11 protein-coding genes and 1 pseudogene are annotated in these 18002 nt (G+C 67.3%); 3 read left to right on the top strand and 9 right to left on the bottom strand.

Annotation, left to right across the window (positions count from 1 at the left end):
* Positions 1–38 precede the first annotated feature (38 nt).
* Positions 39–1034, top strand: a complete 996-nt coding sequence (locus tag ULB03_RS14300) for a glycosyltransferase family 2 protein (protein WP_322483750.1) — start codon at positions 39–41, stop codon at positions 1032–1034.
* A gap of 214 nt (positions 1035–1248) precedes the next feature.
* On the opposite strand, the gene mgrA is transcribed toward ULB03_RS14300, so the two are convergent.
* The 3 genes from mgrA to ULB03_RS14285 all read right to left on the bottom strand — a co-directional run bounded on the left by mgrA (position 1249) and on the right by ULB03_RS14285 (position 4789).
* Complete coding sequence (gene mgrA, locus ULB03_RS14295) at positions 1249–2292, bottom strand: L-glyceraldehyde 3-phosphate reductase (RefSeq protein WP_322483749.1); 1044 nt, start codon at positions 2290–2292, stop codon at positions 1249–1251.
* A gap of 135 nt (positions 2293–2427) precedes the next feature.
* Positions 2428–4110: a methyl-accepting chemotaxis protein gene (locus ULB03_RS14290; protein ID WP_322483748.1), complete on the bottom strand. Its 1683-nt coding sequence runs from the start codon at positions 4108–4110 to the stop codon at positions 2428–2430.
* 214 nt (positions 4111–4324) lie between these two features.
* Complete coding sequence (locus tag ULB03_RS14285; RefSeq protein WP_322483747.1) at positions 4325–4789, bottom strand: MarR family winged helix-turn-helix transcriptional regulator; 465 nt, start codon at positions 4787–4789, stop codon at positions 4325–4327.
* A gap of 312 nt (positions 4790–5101) precedes the next feature.
* Between ULB03_RS14285 and ULB03_RS14280 the strand changes: the two genes are divergently transcribed.
* A complete protein-coding gene (locus ULB03_RS14280; protein WP_322483746.1) occupies positions 5102–6439 on the top strand; it encodes an LLM class flavin-dependent oxidoreductase in 1338 nt (445 codons plus the stop codon).
* An 81-nt stretch (positions 6440–6520) separates the two neighbouring features.
* Here ULB03_RS14280 and leuA read toward each other — a convergent pair whose 3' ends face one another.
* The 6 genes from leuA to ULB03_RS14250 form a co-directional block, all read right to left on the bottom strand.
* Complete coding sequence (gene leuA / locus ULB03_RS14275; RefSeq protein WP_322483745.1) at positions 6521–8188, bottom strand: 2-isopropylmalate synthase; 1668 nt, start codon at positions 8186–8188, stop codon at positions 6521–6523.
* Between the two features lie 499 nt (positions 8189–8687).
* Entirely contained in the window at positions 8688–10874 is a 2187-nt protein-coding gene (locus tag ULB03_RS14270) for a TonB-dependent siderophore receptor (RefSeq protein WP_322483744.1), read from the bottom strand.
* Between the two features lie 130 nt (positions 10875–11004).
* Positions 11005–13038 (bottom strand): S9 family peptidase, encoded by a 2034-nt coding sequence (locus ULB03_RS14265; protein ID WP_322483743.1) that lies wholly within the window; start codon positions 13036–13038, stop codon positions 11005–11007.
* Positions 13039–13156: 118 nt separating this feature from the next.
* Positions 13157–14740: a S10 family peptidase gene (locus ULB03_RS14260; RefSeq protein WP_322483742.1), complete on the bottom strand. Its 1584-nt coding sequence runs from the start codon at positions 14738–14740 to the stop codon at positions 13157–13159.
* A gap of 186 nt (positions 14741–14926) precedes the next feature.
* Positions 14927–16513: a S10 family peptidase gene (locus ULB03_RS14255; RefSeq protein ID WP_322483741.1), complete on the bottom strand. Its 1587-nt coding sequence runs from the start codon at positions 16511–16513 to the stop codon at positions 14927–14929.
* Positions 16514–16607: 94 nt separating this feature from the next.
* Entirely contained in the window at positions 16608–17582 is a 975-nt protein-coding gene (locus tag ULB03_RS14250; RefSeq protein ID WP_322483740.1) for an NAD-dependent epimerase/dehydratase family protein, read from the bottom strand.
* A gap of 97 nt (positions 17583–17679) precedes the next feature.
* Between ULB03_RS14250 and ULB03_RS14245 the strand changes: the two are divergent.
* Positions 17680–17817, top strand: a pseudogene (locus ULB03_RS14245) (helix-turn-helix domain-containing protein); the annotation flags it as partial.
* Positions 17818–18002 lie beyond the last annotated feature (185 nt).

The following is an 18002-nucleotide window of genomic DNA, read 5'->3' as shown; positions in this document are numbered from 1 at the left end:
CCGGGCGGGGCTTCCGGGGACGCGTCTGGCAAGGGGTAGTGAGAAAAATCGAAGGTTTAGCGGGTTCGCAACAGGGCGCAGGGCATGTCGACATCAACAACCAGGCATTACGCCTGCCGCGCGTGACGATTTGCGCCATCGTCAAGAACGAAGGCGATTTCCTGCTGGAGTGGGTCGCCTACTACCGGCTGATGGGTGTCGACCGCTTCATCATCTATGACAACGGCAGCACCGATGGCACGCGGGCGCTGTTGGACCGCATCGCCGCGCGCGCCGGCATCACCGTCGTGGACTGGCCGTCGGCCGCGGGCCACGTCACCCTGCTTTTCCCCGAGGCCCGCGATGTCGTGATGTCGCTGCCCAATCCACAGGATTTTGATTGGTGGGGGAACAGGACGCTGGGGCCGCAACTGCGCGCCTACAACCATTTCCTGACCTACTTCGGCGCGGAAACGGACTGGGCGCTGTTCATCGATGCCGACGAATTCGTCGTCAGCCGGACGGGCCTGTCGCTGCCGGCGCTGGCGGCGGACTATGGCGTGGACCCAGGCGTGGGGGCGGTGGCGCTGAATTGGCGCTACTTCGGTTCCAGCGGGCAGTTGGAACCCGATGGCCGGTTGGTGACCGAGCGCTTCACCCGCTGCGCTCCGGCACGACACAATGGGCATGTCCATATGAAGACTTTGGCGCGGACGGCCGCTGTGGACCGCATGCTCATCCACTCCGGACGTCTGCGGGAGGGGTGGCGCTATGTTGATGACCTGGGGGCCGCCGTTGAATTGCGCGACCACGCCTTCACCCCCGACATTTCCCACGCCCGGCTGTACATCCACCACTATTCCGTCAAGTCGCGGGGGGAGTTCGAGCGCAAGCGGGCGCGGGGCCGGGCCCCGTTCCCGGATGACCACCCGCATAAGCGCGAAGGATTGGACGACGCGTATTTCCGCCGCCAGGATCTGAATGACGAGGAGGATGTGACGCTGTTGCGCCACGTTCCCGCCGTGAAGGCGGAGATGGCGCGCCTCCTGGGCTGAAATGACGCCCCTTTCAGACAAAAGGTCGATGTGGCGTGCAAGCGCCCGGACGTCTTCTGGCGTAGCTTTTCCAGGCGGCGTCGGGGTGTCCCCCCGCACTTTCTCACCCCGTCGCTTTCCTCCCCATGGGCGGACCCCGCGGCCCCTGCCGCGCCGCCAGACTTGATGCCCGCGCCCATCATCCAGGGCGCGGGCATCGCTTTATTTATCCACCTTATTCCGGCGTGCTGGCGTCGGAGGAGCGTTGCCAGATGTTCAGGCCGGTGTCGACAGCATGGGCGTCGATTTCCGCCAGTTCCGCGTCCGTGAACGCCAGGTTCTTCAGCGCGTCCAGGCTGTCGTCCAACTGCGCCACAGTGCGGGCGCCGATGAGGGCGGAGGTGACGCGGGCGTCGCGCAGCACCCAGGCGATCGCCATCTGCGCCAGCGTCTGTCCGCGCCGTTCGGCGATGGCGTTCAGGGCGCGCACATGTTCCAGCGCCGACGGCGTCAGCAGTTCCTCCTTGAACGACCCGCCCTTGGCGGCGCGGGCGTCGGCCGGCACGCCGTTCAGGTACTTCCTGGACAACAGGCCCTGCGCCAGGGGGGAGAAGGCGATGCAGCCGATGCCGGTGTCCTTCAAGGTGTCCAGCAGGCCGCCCTCGATCCAGCGGTTCAGCATGGAATAGCTGGGCTGATGGATCAGGCAGGGCGTGCCCATCTCCTTCAGCAGGGCGGCGGCCTTGGCCGTCATGTCGGCGGAGTATGAGGAGATGCCGACATAGAGCGCCTTGCCCTGGCGCACCACCTGGGCCAGGGCGCCTATGGTCTCCTCCAGCGGCGTGGTCGGGTCGACACGGTGGGAATAGAAGATGTCGACATACTCCAGGCCCATGCGACGCAGGCTCTGGTCCAGGCTGGCGATCAGGTATTTGCGTGACCCGCCGATGCCATAGGGGCCGGGCCACATGTCGTATCCGGCCTTGGTGGAGATGATCATCTCATCGCGGTAGGGCCGGAAGTCGCCGGCCATGACCCGGCCGAAATTCTCCTCCGCCGAGCCGTAGGGCGGGCCGTAGTTGTTGGCCAGGTCGAAATGGGTGACGCCGCGGTCGAAGGCCCGGCGCAGGATGGCGCGCCCGGTTTCGAAGACGTCGGCGCCCCCGAAATTGTGCCACAGGCCCAGCGAGATGGCGGGCAGATCCAAGCCGCTGCGCCCGCAGCGGCGATAGGGCATGACCTCGTAACGGTCGTCGGCGGCACGGTAGAGGGATTGCATGTCTCAGGCTCCAGCGAGGGGCGGTGACCGGGGCACCATAAGGGGATCGCCGGCGGGCTCCAAGGCGCAAAGAAGGCCGGCAACGGGCTTATCCGTTGCCGGCCTTCGTCGGTATCAGCGGCGGGTGGCGTGCTCTCAAGCCGCCTTGATGGCGGCCAGGAAGCGGCTGACATGGGCTTGCAGCACGTCGGACTGTTCCGACAGGTCATGGGCGGCGCCCAGCACCTGGGTTGCCGCGGCACCGGCCTGGCCAGCCGCCTGGGTCACGGCGCCCAGGGCGTCGGCCACGCCTTGGGTGCCGGTGGCGGCCTGGCCCACGTTGCGGCTGATTTCCGTCGTCGAGGCGCCTTGCTGCTCCATGGCGGCGGCGATGGAGGTGGAAATGCCGTTCACCTCCTCGATGACCGTGCCGATGGCCTGGATGGCGCTGGCGGTGCGCGACGACACCTGCTGCACGGCCATGATCTGCGCGGCGATGTCCTCGGTCGCCTTGGCCGTCTGGTTGGCCAGGCCCTTCACCTCCGCCGCCACGACGGCGAAGCCCTTGCCAGCCTCACCGGCGCGTGCCGCCTCGATGGTCGCGTTCAGCGCCAGCAGGTTGGTCTGCTCCGCGATGGTCTGGATCAGGGTCACGACCTCACCGATGCGCTGGGTGGCGTCCGTCAGGCCGGCGACGGTGGCCATGGTCTCCCGCGCGTCCATGCTGGCGCGGCTGGCGATGGTCTGGGCGTGCACCACCTGGCGATTGATCTCCGCGATGCTGGACGCCATCTCCTCCGCGGCCACGGCCACGGTCTGGACGTTGGCGGTGGTCTGCCCGGCGGCGGCGGCGGCGCTGGCCGACTGGCGGTTGGTTTCCTCCGCCACGCCGGACATGCTCTGTGCCGCGGTGTCCAACTCGGCGGCGGCGCCGCTGAACTGCAGCAGGATTTGGGAGGATCGCTGGTCGAAGTCGCTGACCAGGCGATCGATCGCGGCCACGCGGCGGGCCTTGGCCGCCTCCGCCTCCCGCTGGGCGGCCGCCAGACGGTCGGCCTCCACCAGGCCGTCGCGGAAGATCTCGACCGCCCGGGCCATGGCGCCAATCTCATCCTGGCGGTCGGTGCCGGGGATGGCGGCATCCAGCTGCCGCTGGCTCAGCCGCTTCATCGCCGCCGTCAGCAGGCGGGTGGGGCGGCTGGTGGTCAGCACGGTGATGGCGCCGGCGACGAAGGCTACGGCCAGGGCCAGGCCCAGCGCCAGCAGCGTGCCCAGGCGCGAGATGCCGGTGGTGTGGCTCAGCTGGGCGTACGCATCCTGGCCGGCGCGATAGTTAAGGTCGGCCGCCTCGGTCAGCACCTTGACCAGGGCGCGTGTCTGTTCCCGGTTGTCGCCAGCGTAAAGCTTCACCGCCGTGTCCCGGTCGCCCTTGTGCAGGGCGTCGCTAACCTGGGCGGAAGAGGCGAGGAACTGTGGCCACAGTTGGTCGAACCGGTCCATTTGGGCCCGCTCGATGTTGATCAGCGGCTCGTAGGCTTGGCGGCTTTTGCTCACGTGGGCCAGTTCCTGGGCGAAGGTTTTTTCCTGCTCGGCCCGGGCGGCGTCATCGGGGGCCAGCAACATGCCCTGCTGGAAGCGGCGGGCCTCCAGCACACCCTGCAGCAGTTCATCGCTGGCGACGATGGAGGGCAAGGCGTCGGTGCCCAGGTCGGCGGCGGCCTGTTCGATGCGGGATAGACGCTCCAGGGCGAACAGCCCCAGGCCCAGGGTCACGAGTAGGACCAGCGCGAAGGCCCAGAATATCCGGGTGCGCAAGGAAAGATCGACAAGGCGCGGCATGGCTGCTCCCGTAGTGGATTGCGCTGTGGTCCCTAACCATTTCCCACAAGAGATACTTCGTTATAGGAAGATGACATGGGGTGTACCTATCCAATTGCTACCGCCGTTAACCGCGTATCCTGTCGCAGGCAGGCGGGCTGCGGCGTTCTGCCGCTGCCCCGCCGTTATTAGATAGAATTTTATTTAAAAGATCTGATTGGGGTCGGCGGCTTTACTACACCGGCTCCGCCAGGTCCGCTGTTTCCACCTGGCGCAGCACGGCGCGCAGGGCCAGGGCGTTGTCGCTGCCAAATGCCTGCTCGAACCGTGCTTGCGCCGCCGCCCACAGCGGCTGGGCCTGGGCGATCAGTTCACGCCCCTCCGCCGTCAACACCAGGACCCGGCGGCGCTTGTCCGCTGGTGTGATGGTCAGGCACACCAGATTGCGCTTCTCCAGTGGGCGTAGCAGGTGCCCCAGGGTGGACCTGTCCATGGCCAGCAGGGCCGCCAGATCCTGGATGCCTCTGGGGCCATGGCGGTTGAGGCGGGACAGGATGGAATACTGGTTGATGCCCAGGCCGGTGGGCGCCAGGGCCGCGTCGTAGAACTTGGTCAGTCGGCGTGAGGCCTGGCGCAAAGCGGCGCAGTTGCACTGCGTGGGTTCGGACGCGGCGGTGGCGAGGGGGACGGTATCAGGCATGACGGTCCTGGTGGAAACGGGCGCCAGCGTATCAGGCGCGCCCACGGGGCCGCTGTCAACGATCATATGGGCAATTACCCGTAAATGCGACATGCTCGTGGCCGGGCATCCCGTTCGGGGCCGCCCGCAACCGGAACGGCGAACCGCGGTACGCGTGATCCAAGTTCTGGGAGGTGGAGCTGCGTCCCTGGGTGGAGAGGTTCTGACGACCAACCATTCCCGGCGCCACTCAACACCCTCTTTGAGAAGACTCGTTTGTGTGGCGCCGGTCCCGCCCGGATGCTGACCGCCTCGATTTCACCGGAGGCGATCATGAGTGCGGGCAAGCAGTTGAAACTGGGCTTCATCCTTCACGGCGTTGGCCGTACCTGGGGGGATTGGCGCCATCCCGATGCGCAGCCCAGCGCCAGCACGGATGTCGCCTTTTACAAGCGCCAGGCCCAGGTGGCGGAACGGGGCAAGTTCGATTTTCTGTTCGTGGCCGACAGCGTCTACATCACCGAGAAATCCAGCCCGCATTACCTGAACCGCTTCGAGCCGCTGACCATCCTGTCGGCGCTGGCCGGCGCCACCAGCCACATCGGCCTGGTGGGGACCCTGACGGTCAGCTACAGCGAGCCCTACACCGTGGCGCGCCAGTTCGCCTCGCTGGACCACATCAGCGGCGGCCGGGCGGGGTGGAACGTGGTCACCAGCTGGTTGGAGGGCAGCGCCGCCAACTACAGCAAGGCGCAGCACCTGGCCCATGACCAGCGCTATCGCCTGGCGGCGGAGTATCTGGACGTGGTCCAGGGCCTCTGGGACAGCTGGGAGGATGACGCCCTGGTCCATGACAAGGAAAGCGGCGTCTTCTTCGATCCGAAGAAGCTCAACACCCTGGACCATAAGGGGGAGTTCTTCCAGGTGCGGGGACCGCTGAACATCGCCCGGTCGCCCCAGGGGCAGCCGGTGATCTTCCAGGCCGGCGCGTCGGAGGATGGCAAGAACTTCGCCGCGAAGCATGCGGACGCCATCTTCGTCGGCCAGGATGACCTGGCGGAGGCGCAGGCCTACTACGCCGACGTGAAGGCGCGGGCCGCCGGTTTCGGCCGCGACCCGGACAAGGTCTTCATCCTGCCCGGCGTGGCGCCGGTGGTGGGCGCCACCGAGGCGGAGGCGGAGGCCAAGTACCAGGAGCTGGCCAACCTGGTGTCCATCGAAAACGCCCTGTCCATGCTGGGCCGGCCGTTCAACGACCATGACTTCAGCCAGTACGACCTGGACGCGCCGTTCCCCGAGGTCGGCGCTGATGCGTACAACAGCACCCAGAGCGCCGTGCTGAAGATCGTGGCGGCCGCCAAGGCGGACAACCTGACCCTGCGCCAGGTGGCCCAGCGTTTCGCAACGCCGCGCGGCAACTTCGTCGGCACGCCGGAACAGATCGCCGACAAGTTCCAGCACTGGCTGGAGGCCAAGGCCGCCGACGGCTTCGTCTTCTTCGAGGCGCTGCCCCGGCAGCTGGACGTGTTCGTGGACACCGTGGTGCCCCACCTGCAGGAACGCGGCCTGCTGCGGCGGGAGTATGACGGCGCAACCTTCCGCGACAATCTGGGGCTGGAGGTGCCGGTCAACCGCTTCACCGCCGCCAAGGCGGCGCGGGGGGCTGCGTAACGGGCGGCCGCGTGATCGCGATGGCTTGAGGCGGGGGAGCGGGCGGGTGGCGTTGGGGCGCCACCCGTCCTTCCATTTGGCTCAGCCGACGCCGTTGGCGGCGCTGAGCACGGCGCGGACGGAGGCGGTGGCGACGTCGGTGTCGATGCCCACGCCGAAGACCTTGCGGCCGTCGCCGGTGCGGCACTCGACATAGGCCGCGGCGCGGGCGTCGCCGCCGTGGCCGATGGCGTGTTCCTGGTAATCGACGATGTCCAGCTCCACGCCGCAATCGGTCTTCAGCGCGGCCAGCACGCTGGACAGCAGGCCGTTGCCCCGGCCGCTGACGCTGCGTTCCTCCCGGCCCACGCTGATGCGGCCGACGAACATGCGCTCCCGGCTGCCGGCGGCGCCGGTCTCCTGGTAGTCGATCAGCTCGAAGCGCTGCAGCCCGGTCAGGCAGTAGGTGTCCTGGAAGATGGTCCAGATGTCGCTGGCGGTCATCTCCCGGCTGGTCTCATCGGCATAGCCCTGGACCACGCGGCTGAAGTCGATCTGCAGGGGGCGGGGCAGCTTCAGGCCCTTGTCCTGTTCCAGGACCCAGGCGATGCCGCCCTTGCCCGACTGGCTGTTGACGCGGATGACCGCCTCATAGCCACAGCCCAGGTCGGTGGGGTCGATGGGCAGGTAGGGCACGTCCCAGATCTGGTCGTTGCGGCCGGCCTGTGCGGCGAAGCCCTTCTTGATGGCGTCCTGGTGCGATCCGGAGAAGGCGGTGAACACCAGTTCGCCGGCATAGGGGTGGCGGGGGTGCACCGGGATCTGGTTGCAGTACTGGACCGTCTGCACGACCGACTGGATGTCGGAGAAGTCCAGGCCCGGATCCACGCCCTGGGTGTACAGGTTCAGGCCCAGGGTCACCAGATCGACATTGCCGGTGCGTTCCCCATTGCCGAACAGGCAGCCCTCGACACGGTCGGCGCCGGCCTGCACCGCCAGTTCCGCCGCCGCCACGCCGGTGCCCCGGTCGTTGTGGGGGTGGACGCTGATGACCACGCTGTCGCGGCGGCTGATCTGGCGGCAGAAGCGCTCGATCTGGTCGGCGTAGATGTGGGGGCCGGCGGCCTCCACCGTGGCCGGCAGGTTCAGGATGACGGGCTTGTCCGGTGTGGGCTGCAGCACGTCCAGCACGGCCTCGCACACCTCCAGGGCGAAGTCGGGTTCCGCCGTGCTGAAGGTCTCGGGCGAGTATTCGAAGATCCAATCGGTCTCGGGATATTTCTCCGCCTGCTCGCGCATGATGGTCACGCCCTTGACGGCGATGTCCTTGATGCCGGCCCGGTCCATGCCGAAGACGATGCGGCGCCAGGCGGGGGAGATGGCGTTGTACATGTGGACGATGGCGCGGGGGGCGCCGCGCAGGCTCTCGAACGTGCGCTCGATCAGGTCGCGCCGCGCCTGGGTCAGCACCTGGATGGTGACGTCGCCGGGGACCTTGCCGCCCTCCACCAGGCTGCGGACGAAATCAAACTCGGTTTGCGAGGCGGAGGGGAAGCCGACCTCGATCTCCTTGAAGCCGATCTTCACCAGCATGTCGAAGAAGCGCTGCTTCTTCTCCGCGTCCATGGGGTCGATCAGGGCCTGGTTGCCGTCCCGCAGGTCGGTGGACAGCCAGCGGGGCGCGCGGGTGATGGCGCGCGACGGCCAGGTGCGGTCGGGCAGGTCGGCATGGGCGAAGGGGCGGTACTTGGTGGACGGATCGCGCAACATGGTCAGGGCGTCTCTGCTTTAAGGTATTCAGTCGGGGGAGATGAATACGGCCAGATCTACAGCCGCCGGATGGCCGTCAGGCCCGGCGACCGCCAGTAAGGCGCAGGCGCGCGGCAAGGGCCAGCGGCTGGGCGCTGGCGGCGGCGGTGCTGGCTTTGGCAGAAGAGCCCTTGGGGGCGGCCCCGGGGGCTATAGGACATGACATGGGGGAAACTCACGAACCTTGCGCAAACTTATGACGAGATGCCCGGTCCTCTCAGGAGGCCGGGTTCATAAGGAGCAGCAGGGTGTTCGTGGTCACGGTCATGATGCCCAGGATAAAAGCGGCATCCGGCCGGCGTGTCAAGCGGACATGCTCACGAAATTTCCAGGCAAGGCATGCTTGGGTATCAAAGGGTCGATGCCAGGGCGGTGGCGACAATCTTTGACCGTTTCGACCGTGCCGGACGCCGGGCTGGAAGCCGGGGCGGCGTTGTCGCCGCCCGGCGCCCCAGGGAACTTACAGATCCAGCGAGGCGGAGAAGCGCACCGTCGCCGGCATGCCGGCATAGAGCGTGGTGCCGCCGGTGGCCCAATAGCGTTCGTTGGTCACGTTGTCGGCGTTGACGCGCAGGGTCAGCCCGCTTCCCCGTACCTCAGTCTTGTAGCTGGCGCCCAGGCTGAGCGTGGTGTAGGCGGGCAGATAGGCGCGGTTCTGCGCCTCCGCCGCGCGGTCGCCGGTGTAGTAGACGCCGGCGTTCAGGGCCACCCCGCCCAGGAAGTCTGGGTGGTACTCCGCGAAGACGGAGCCGGACCAGCGTGGCGTGTTCTCCACCCGCCGGCCGTCCTGGAACACGTTGCCCGTGTTCTCCTGCAGGGCGTTCAGATACTGGCCGCTGACCAGCAGCGACACGTCGGGCAAAACCTCCCCCTGGATGGAGGCTTCCACGCCCTGATGCACGGCGGTGCCGTTGACGACATAGGTGTTGTGGACGTCGGTGTAGGCCAGGCCCCGCTCGATATGGAACCAGGCTAGCGACATCATCGCCCCGCCCACTTCCATGCGGCCGCCCACTTCCACCTGCTTGCTCACCACCGGGTCCAGGATGCTGCCGGCGTTGGTGGTGCCGTCGGGTGCGGTGCCGGCGCTCTCCAGCCCCTCGATATAGGTGGCGTACAGGCTGGACTTCGGCGTCAGCTTGTAAACCAGGCCGGCGGTCGGGGTGACCGTCTGCACGGCGTAGTTCCGGGCGGCGGAGGCGGTGTCGTAATCGACATAGCGGGCCCCGGCGATCAGCAGCCAGTTCTCGCCGAGGTGCGCCATGTCCATGACATAGCCGCCGGTGTCGATGTTCACGCTGCCGGCGTTCAACTTGGTGGTGGTGAACTTCAGGCTGTCATAGGGAATGGTCAGCGGGTCGTACAGGTTCTGCTTCACCCCGACGTAGGACTGCTGGTGCTGGTCCTCCTGGGTCTGGCGGTTGCGGCTGAAACCCACCAGCAGTTCATGGCTGACGGGGCCGGTGTCAAGCTTGCCCGACACCTCCAGCCGCAGGTTCTGGTTGCGGTATTCCTGGTCGGGCGTGTAGGTGCCGGTGATGGTGCCGGCGCCGGTGGCAAGGTTGACGGAGCCCAGGTTGGCGATGGTGCGCTGCCGCCGGGTGGAGGCGACGCCAAATTCCGCACGCGCCGACCAGTCGTCGGTGATGGCGTAATCGGCGCGGCCCACCACGTTGGTGGCCCAGGTGTTGTACGGGGCGTTCAGCGGCGCCAGGCGCAGCGTGGGGTCGGGCACGGCGGGGAGGGTGATGGTGCCACCATTGCCGTTCTTGGCGCCCACGGCGCTGGGCAGGGTGACGCCGCCCGGCTCATCCATCTCGCGGCGATAGTATTCGGTGTCCAGCTTGAAGGTCAGCCGTTCGGTGGCGCGCCAGTCGAAGGCGCCGCTCATCAGCCAGCGCCGGCCGTCCACGTCGTTCACTGGCGTGCCGATGCGCGAGGCGTAACCGTTGACGCGGGCGCCGTATTCGTTGTGGTCGCCGAACTCCCGCCCGATATCGAAGCCGCTGCCGAAGCTGCCGTTGCCGTCGCCGTTCATGGTGAAGCTGGTGACGGGGTCGGGGCCCGCCCGCTTGGTCACCACGTTGACGATGCCCGAGGGCGTGCTGATGCCGTAGTAGAGGGCGGACACGCCCTTCAGCAGTTCGACCCGCTGCTTGTTCTCAATGGGGATGGGGCCCAGGTTGATGATGGGCAGGGAGCCGTTCAGGCGATAGTTGGTGCGCGCGTTCATCAGCACGCCGCGCGACACGAAGTTGTTGCTGGTCAGCGGGCTGGTGGATTGCTGGGTGACGCCCGGCGTGTTGCGCAGCGCGTCGTCCAGCCCCTGCGCCCCCTGCGCGTCCAGCAGGGCGCGCGGCAGGATGGACACCGTCAGCGGTGTATCCAGCAGCGACTGGTTCCGGAAGGCGCCGACCTGCACCACCTCCGCCTTGAAGGAGGGGGCCTGCGTGCCGCTCACGATGATGTCGTCCAGCGCCTTTTCCTGGCCGGCGTCGGTCCCCCCAGGGGCGGTTCCCCCAGAGGTGGTTCCCATCGCATCCACTGTTTCCGCAGGGGCGCCGACGGCATCGGCGGCCTGGGCCCGCTGGGAATAGTGCAGGGCCGTTAGCAGGGCCAGAAGCGACACGGCGGCGCGCGTTTTCATTGGGGGTTCCATTCGGTAAGGCGGTGACGGGCTCCTTCATAGTGAGAGTGATAACGGATCGCAATTGCATTCTTGTGATGGGAGGGATGGGCGCCCTATCGGTGCCCATCCCGTCATCCCGCTGGCGCCGTTACTTCGCCGCCAGTGCCGCCGCCAGGCCCGGCGTGAACTGCGCGCCGTCCGGCACGGTGATGCTGGAGCCCTTCAGCGCCGTGCCGAAGGGTTCGGCGCGGCCGCCCAGGCAGGCGCCCAGGAACTGTTCGGCGGCGGCGTTGAAGGCGATGCTGTTCTCCGGCCGGGCGAAGCCGTGGCCCTCGTCAGGGAACAGGATGTAGGTGACGGGGATGTTCTTCTCCTTCATCGCCTTCACGATCTGGTCCGATTCCGCCTGGTTGACGCGGGGGTCGTTGGCGCCCTGGCCGATCAGCAGCGGCTTCTTGATGGCCGCCGCCTTGAACAGGGGGGAGGCGTCGTGCAGCAGCTGGCGGCCGTCCTCCGTCGTGGGGTCGCCCATGCGCTTGTAGAACTGCTGCTTGCCGGCCTCCCAATAGGGCGGGATGGTCTTCAGCAGGGTGGCCAGGTTGCTGGGCCCGACGATGTCCACGCCGCAGGCGAAGGCGTCGGGGGTGAAGGTCAAGCCCGCGAGGGTGGCATAGCCACCATAGGACCCGCCCATGATGGCCACCTTGTCCTTGGTGGTGATGCCCTGGCCGACGGCCCAGTCGACGGCGTCGATCAGGTCGTCGTGCATCTTGCGGCCCCATTGCAGGTTGCCGGCGGTGATGAAGTTCTTCCCGAAGCCGGTGGAGCCGCGATAGTTGACCGACAGCACGGCATAGCCGCGATTGGCCAGCCACTGATGATAGCCGTTGTAGCCGTAGCCGTCGCGCGCCCAGGGGCCGCCATGGACGAACAGCACCAGGGGCAGGGGCTGGTCGGGATGGCCGTCGCCCTTGCCGTCGGCCCCGGCCGGCAGGGTGAGGTAGGAGACCAAGGTCAAGCCGTCGCGCGCCTTGATCTCTACCGGATGCATGGCGGCGAGGTCGGCGCCCTCCAGCTCCGGCCGGTTGACAAACAGCTTGGTCAGGGTGTGGGCCTTGCGGTCGAAGCGGTATGTCGCCGCCGGCGCCGTGACCGGGTCCACCACCACGATCCAGGCGCTGTCGTCGTCGGTGCGGCTGGTGACGTGGATGTCGCCCTTCAGCTGGGACTTCAGGAAGTCCAGCTCGGCGCCGATCTTGGAATCCAGCGCCGTCCATTCCGTGCGCAGGTAGTCGACGGCATAGGCCTGGACCACGCCGGTCTTGGGATCGGCCAGGATCTCGCCCACATCGGCCTTGGCGTTCTGGCCCACCACCTGGGTGGCGCCGGTGGCGGCGTCCTGGGCGATCAGCGCGGCGGTGTCGCGGCCGCGGCTATCGATCCAGTACAGGGTCTTGCCGTCCTCGGTATAGCCCAGGGCATTGGTGGTCAGGCTGTCCTCCAGCCCGACCGCGCCCAGCGGCTGGGCTTCAACCTTATTGTCGACCACGCGGAAGAAGTCGGTGCCGCCATCGGGGCGGGATTTCCCCGCCAGCCGGATCTTGAGGTCCTCGTCCGCCGTGACGCCGGCATAGCCATCGTTCTTGAACACCAGGGTCAAGGCGCCCTTGGCCAGGTCCAGGCTGTAGATGTCGAACCACTTGGGGTCGCGGTTGTTCAGGCCGACCAGGATGCGGTCCTTGATGCGGTGGCTGGTGCCGACGATGTCGACGCGCGTCTTTTCCTGCGGCGTCAGGGTGCGCTGTTCGCCCGTGGCGACCGTGACGCCGTAGAGGACGAAGTTCTCATCCCCGCCCTTGTCGTTGACGAACAGGATCATCTTGCCGTCGGGCGCCCAGAAATACTGGCGGATGGGGCGGACCTTTTCCGCCGTCAGGGCCTTCGCCTTGGTGGGGTCGCTGGCGGGCGCCACCCAGATGTTCAGCACGCCGTCGCGCGGCGCGATCCAGGACAGCCACTTGCCGTCGGGGCTCAGCTTGGCCTGGGTGCGGCTGGGGTTGCCGAAGAACTTGGCGCGTTCGATCAGCGGGGCGGCCGGGCTGGTGGCCGGGGCGGGCGGGGCGGCCATGGTGAGGGAGGTGGTGCCCAGCAGCAGGGCCAACGCCAGTACGGAAGAGCGCATCGTTATCCTCGCAAGTCGTTTTTGGCCGCCCGGCTTTGAGCGGTGTCCAGTGATCGGATCAGGGCGTCAGGATGGGGGCGGCCCCGCCCAGCGGCAGGCGGGGCCGGCCGTTCATGCCTTACGCGCCGCCCGGGGCCGTCTTGTCGTAGAAGGCGTCCAGGTCGACGACCAGTTGCTTCAGCGCGTCGGGGTTCAGGTAGATCATGTGCCCGGACGGGTAGTACTTGAACGTCAGGTTCTTCCGCTGCGCCGGTTCCAGGGCCATGTGGTTGATGTCGTACTCCGTGGCGAAGAACGGCGTCGCCATGTCGTAATAGCCGTTCAGCGACAGCACCTGCAGGTGCGGGTTCTGGCGCATGGCCAGGCTGAGATCGAGGGCCACGTCCGGCACCTCCATTCGGCCCACGCTGGGCACCTTGTGGTGCCAGTCCCACTGCTCATTGGCCTCGTCGGACCCCACGCGGTACTCCAGATCCGTCTTGTAGCCCAACTCGCCGCCCAGGTAGGCGCGCAGGCTGGAGATGAAGGCGCTGTTGATGGCGCTGTCGGAGGGGTCGTATTCCGGCCCCTCGCCGGCGGCGTCCGTGTCCACGCCCAGGAAACGGCTGTCGAAGCGGCCCACCGTCTGCCGCTTGTCGCGCAGCAGCTCCTTCTGGAAGCGGAACAGGTCGACGCGCAGCTTGGCCCGCTTCAGGTAATCGACCGACAGGCCGGTCAGGGCGGACATCTGCTTGGCCACCGCGTCCTCCTCCTCGGGCGTGATGGTCTGGCCCTTGGCCAGGGCGGCGGCGTAGGGACCGCGCGCGAAGACGCGCACCTGTTGCACGAAGGCCGCCAGGTCGGCGGGCTTGTTGGGGATGCGGTTGTGATACCAGGCGGTGGCGGCATAGCTGGGCAGGAAGGCGATGTAGCCCTCGTCATAGCCCGGCTGCCCGATGCCGTAGTTCAGGATGGAGGACAGCAGGATGACGCCGTTCAGATCCATGCCGTCCTGCTGCAGCCGGTTGGACAGGGCGGCGGACCGGGTGGTGCCGTAGGACTCGCCGAACAGGAATTTGGGCGAGTTCCAGCGGTTGTTGAGCGTGACATAGCGGCCGATGGCCCGGGCGAAGCCGTCCACGTCCTGGTCCACGCCCCAGAAGTCCTTGCCCTTGGCCTCGCCCAGGGGGCGGGAATAGCCGGTGCCGATGGCGTCGATGAACACCAGGTCGGTCTTGTCCAGCAGGCTGTCGTCGTTGGCGCTGAAGTTATAGGGCGCCGGGGCGTTGTTGTCCGGGCTGGCCGTACGCACGCGGATGGGCCCGAACGACCCCATGTGCAGCCACAGGCTGGCCGATCCCGGGCCGCCGTTGTACAGGAAGGTGACCGGCCGCTTGGCCGGCGACGCGCCCTCGGCCGTGTAGGCGACATAGAAGACGCTGGCGGTGGGCTTGCCGTCGTTGTCGCGGATGGTCAGGGTGCCGGCGGTCGCCTGATAGCGGATGCTCTTGCCCTTGATGGTGACGGTGTGGGACGTGGTCTTCGAGGATTCCGTCACCGGCGCGCGGGCGGTGGCCGCCTCGATCTGTTCCGCCACCTTTTCGTTCTTGGGCGCGTCGTCCCCGCCCTTGTCCTTCTTGTCCTCGGCGCCGCTCGCCCATCCGGCCACGGCGACGGAGGTCAACAGCGCTGCCGTCAGTGCGGCCACGACCGTTTTACGCATTCCCTACTCCCTGTTGAAAACCCGACATGCTAGGGCTCGATAGCAGGGAATGTAATATTATAACACGTCGCGTGTCTGCCCCGGTTTTTCAGCGTCCCGCCTTTTTGTCGCAGGGGCTGGAGCCGGCCGCATCAACCCGATGCAGTGCCGGCCCCAGTTTGGTTTGTCCGCTTAAGGCGCGGCCTCTTACGGGGATGCGGGGGCCGCCTTGTCGTAGAAGGCGTCGAGGTCGGCGATCATCTGCTTCAGCGCCTCGGGGTTCAGATAGACCATGTGGCCCGAGGGGTAATACTTGAAGGTCACGTTTTTGCGCTGGGCGGGCTCCAGCTGCATGTGGCCGATGTCATACTCCGTGCCGAAGAACGGCGTGGCCATGTCGTACCAGCCGTTGAGCGACAGCAGTTGCAGGTGCGGATTCTGGCGCATGGCCTCCGCCAGGTCCAGGGCCACGTCTGGCGTTTCCATGCGGCGGCCGCCGATCTTGTGGTGCCAGTCCCACTGGCCGATGGCCCCCTCCGCGCTGCGGCGGTAATCCAGGTCGGTCTTGTAGCCCAGGTCGCCGTTGATGTAGGCGCGCTGGCTGGAGATGAAGGCGCTGGTCACCGCGCTGGAGGAGGCGTCGTACTCCGGCCCTTCGCCGGCCGCGTCACTATCCACGCCCAGGAAGCGGCTGTCGAACCGGCCCACCGTCTGTTCCTTGTCGCGCAGCAGTTCCTTGCGGAAGCGCTGCAGGCTGACGCGCAGCTTGGCGTGCTTCAGATAATCGACCGACAGGCCGGTATAGGCCGCCAGCTGCTTGGCCACCGCGTCCTCCTCCTCCGGCGTGATGTCCTGGCCCTTGGCCAGCGCCACGGTGTAGGGGCCGCGCGCATACTCCCGTACCTTTTGCAGGAAGGCCGGCAGGTCGGCGGGCTTGTTGGGGATGCGGTTGTGGTACCAGGCGGTGGCGGCGTAGCTGGGCAGATAAGAGACGTAGATGTTGTCGAATCCCGGCTGGCGGATGCCGTAATTGAGGATGGACGACAGCAGGACGACGCCGTTCAAATCCATGCCGTCCTGCTGCAGCCGGTTGGCCAGGGAGGCGGACCGGGTGGTGCCGTAGGATTCGCCGAACAAGAATTTGGGCGAGTTCCAGCGGTTGTTGATGGTGACATAGCGGTTGATGGCGCGGGCGAAGGCGTCCACGTCCTGGTCCACGCCCCAGAAGTCCTTGCCCTTGGCGTCGCCCAGCACGCGGGAATACCCGGTTTCCACCGCGTCGATGAACACCAGGTCCGTCTTGTCGAGGATGCTTTCCTCGTTGGCGGCATAGACATAAGGCGCCGGCGGGGTGTTGTCCGGGGCGTTGGTGCGCACCCGCACGGGCCCCAGCCCCATGTGCAGCCACAGGCTGGCGGAGCCGGGACCACCATTGTAGAGGAAGGTCACCGGCCGCTTGGTCGCCGGCGCGCCGTCGGCGGTGTAGGCGACATAGAAGACGCTGGCCGTGGGCTTGCCGTCATTGTCGCGGATGGTCAGGGTGCCCGCGGTCGCCTGATAACGGATGCTCTTGCCGTGGATGGTGACGGTGTGGGCGCTGCTCTTGGCCGTCTCGGCGATGGGGGCGCGGGCGGTGGCGGCCTCGATCTGCTCCGCGATCTTACCCGCCTTGGGCCCGTCCTCCCCGCCCTTGTCCTTCTTGTCCTCGGCCCAGCCGTTGGCCGCCACGCTGGTCATCAGCACCGCCGTCAGCGCGCCCGCCGCCAGCCGGTTCACCCCTGCCATCTTTTTCATTCCCTGCTCCATCTCAAGGATTTCGTATCCAATAAAAATTTGATGTTGGATGCAGGTGCGTTTGTCCAGTCCCGATCCCGCGCCAGATGCGATGTCAGGCCGGCAGGCATCCCAGGTCGGCCAGCGTGGCGGCCACCGCCGCGTCCAGCGGCGTGTGCGGCTCGGCCCCCAGGAAGGCGGTCAGCTTGGCATTCTCCAGCCGCACGGGGCGCTGCCACAGATACCGCATCTCGCGCAGTTCGCGGAACACGGTGACGACGGGGGAGGCCAGGGTCACCAGCCACCAGGGGAAGGCGGTGATGGCGGGCCGCTTGCCGCCCCGCGCCACCACCACCCGCTGGATGGCGTGGGCCATCTCCACCCCCGGCTCCAGCCAATGGCCACCGAAATGGAAGGTCTCGAAAGGCGCCAGCTCGCTTTCCCGCGCCAGAAGTTGGCTCACTGCCTCCGCCGCATCGGGCAGATAGGCCCAGGCGTGGCCGACGGCGTGCGGACCGGGGTAGGGGATGGACGCCACCGGCCGGCCCGGCTTCACCAGGCCCTGGCCGAACCAGTTGTTGCCGGCATGCGGCCCGAAGAAGTCGCCACAGCGCAGGATCAGGACGCGGGCGCCCCTCTGGCTGGCCTGGCGTAACCGCTGCTCCATGGCCACCCGGATGCCGCCCTTCACCGTGGTGGGGTTCTGTGGCGATCCCTCCGTGAGGTCCGGCAGGGCGTCGGGGCCGTAATTGTAAACCGTGCCGGGCAGGACGATGCGGGCGCCCACCGCCGTGGCGGCGGCGATGGTGTTGTCCATCATGGGCAGCACCAGCTTGCCCCAATCCTTGTAGCCCGGCGGGTTCACAGCGTGGACGATGACATCCGCGCCCAGGGCGGCCTGGGCCACGTCGGCTGCGTTCAGGGCATCACCCTGGATCCAGTGGGCGCCGGCCAGGTCCTGCCGCGTGGCGTGGCCCCTGGCCAGCGCCCTCACCGTCCAGCCTTGGGCCAACAGGCTGGCGGCCACGGCCCCCCCGAACCCGCCCTTGGCCCCGATCACCAGCGCCGTCTTGCCGTTCGTCGTCGTCATCTCATCCCTCATGCGCGTCAGTGCGATGAGTGGAGGGTAGGGACCTGATCGGCTAAACGTAATTGCGCAATATAGTGGGGCGTCTATACATATATTTATGACTAGGCAAGAACCCGGCTGGGAACTCTACCGCTCCTTCCTCGCGGTGCTGCGGGAGGGCAGCCTGTCCGCGGCTGGACGGGCGCTGGGGCTGACCCAGCCCACCGTCGGCCGACATGTGGAGGAACTGGAGCGGGCGTTGGGCACGGCGCTGTTCACGCGTTCCCCTCAAGGCTTGGCACCCACGGAAACCGCGCTGGAACTGCGCGGCCATGCCGAGGTGATGGCCGCCGCGGCCGCAGCCCTGCAGCGCGCGGCGTCGGGCCCGGCGGACGCGGTGACGGGCAGCGTGCGCGTGACTGCCAGTGAGGTGGTGGGGGT

This window comes from Nitrospirillum goiasense (assembly GCF_034427435.1).
Lineage (GTDB): Bacteria > Pseudomonadota > Alphaproteobacteria > Azospirillales > Azospirillaceae > Nitrospirillum.
This window is presented reverse-complemented; position numbering and strand designations above follow the sequence as displayed.

Bases quoted from the DNA above. Each gene is read 5' to 3' on its own strand.
- mgrA (WP_322483749.1), bottom strand. From the start codon at position 2,292: ATGCAATCCCTCTACCGTGCCGCCGACGACCGTTACGAGGTCATGCCC.
- ULB03_RS14290 (WP_322483748.1), bottom strand. From the start codon at position 4,110: ATGCCGCGCCTTGTCGATCTTTCCTTGCGCACCCGGATATTCTGGGCC.
- ULB03_RS14285 (WP_322483747.1), bottom strand. From the start codon at position 4,789: ATGCCTGATACCGTCCCCCTCGCCACCGCCGCGTCCGAACCCACGCAG.
- ULB03_RS14280 (WP_322483746.1), top strand. From the start codon at position 5,102: ATGAGTGCGGGCAAGCAGTTGAAACTGGGCTTCATCCTTCACGGCGTT.
- leuA (WP_322483745.1), bottom strand. From the start codon at position 8,188: ATGTTGCGCGATCCGTCCACCAAGTACCGCCCCTTCGCCCATGCCGAC.
- ULB03_RS14270 (WP_322483744.1), bottom strand. From the start codon at position 10,874: ATGAAAACGCGCGCCGCCGTGTCGCTTCTGGCCCTGCTAACGGCCCTG.
- ULB03_RS14265 (WP_322483743.1), bottom strand. From the start codon at position 13,038: ATGCGCTCTTCCGTACTGGCGTTGGCCCTGCTGCTGGGCACCACCTCC.
- ULB03_RS14260 (WP_322483742.1), bottom strand. From the start codon at position 14,740: ATGCGTAAAACGGTCGTGGCCGCACTGACGGCAGCGCTGTTGACCTCC.
- ULB03_RS14255 (WP_322483741.1), bottom strand. From the start codon at position 16,513: ATGAAAAAGATGGCAGGGGTGAACCGGCTGGCGGCGGGCGCGCTGACG.
- ULB03_RS14250 (WP_322483740.1), bottom strand. From the start codon at position 17,582: ATGACGACGACGAACGGCAAGACGGCGCTGGTGATCGGGGCCAAGGGC.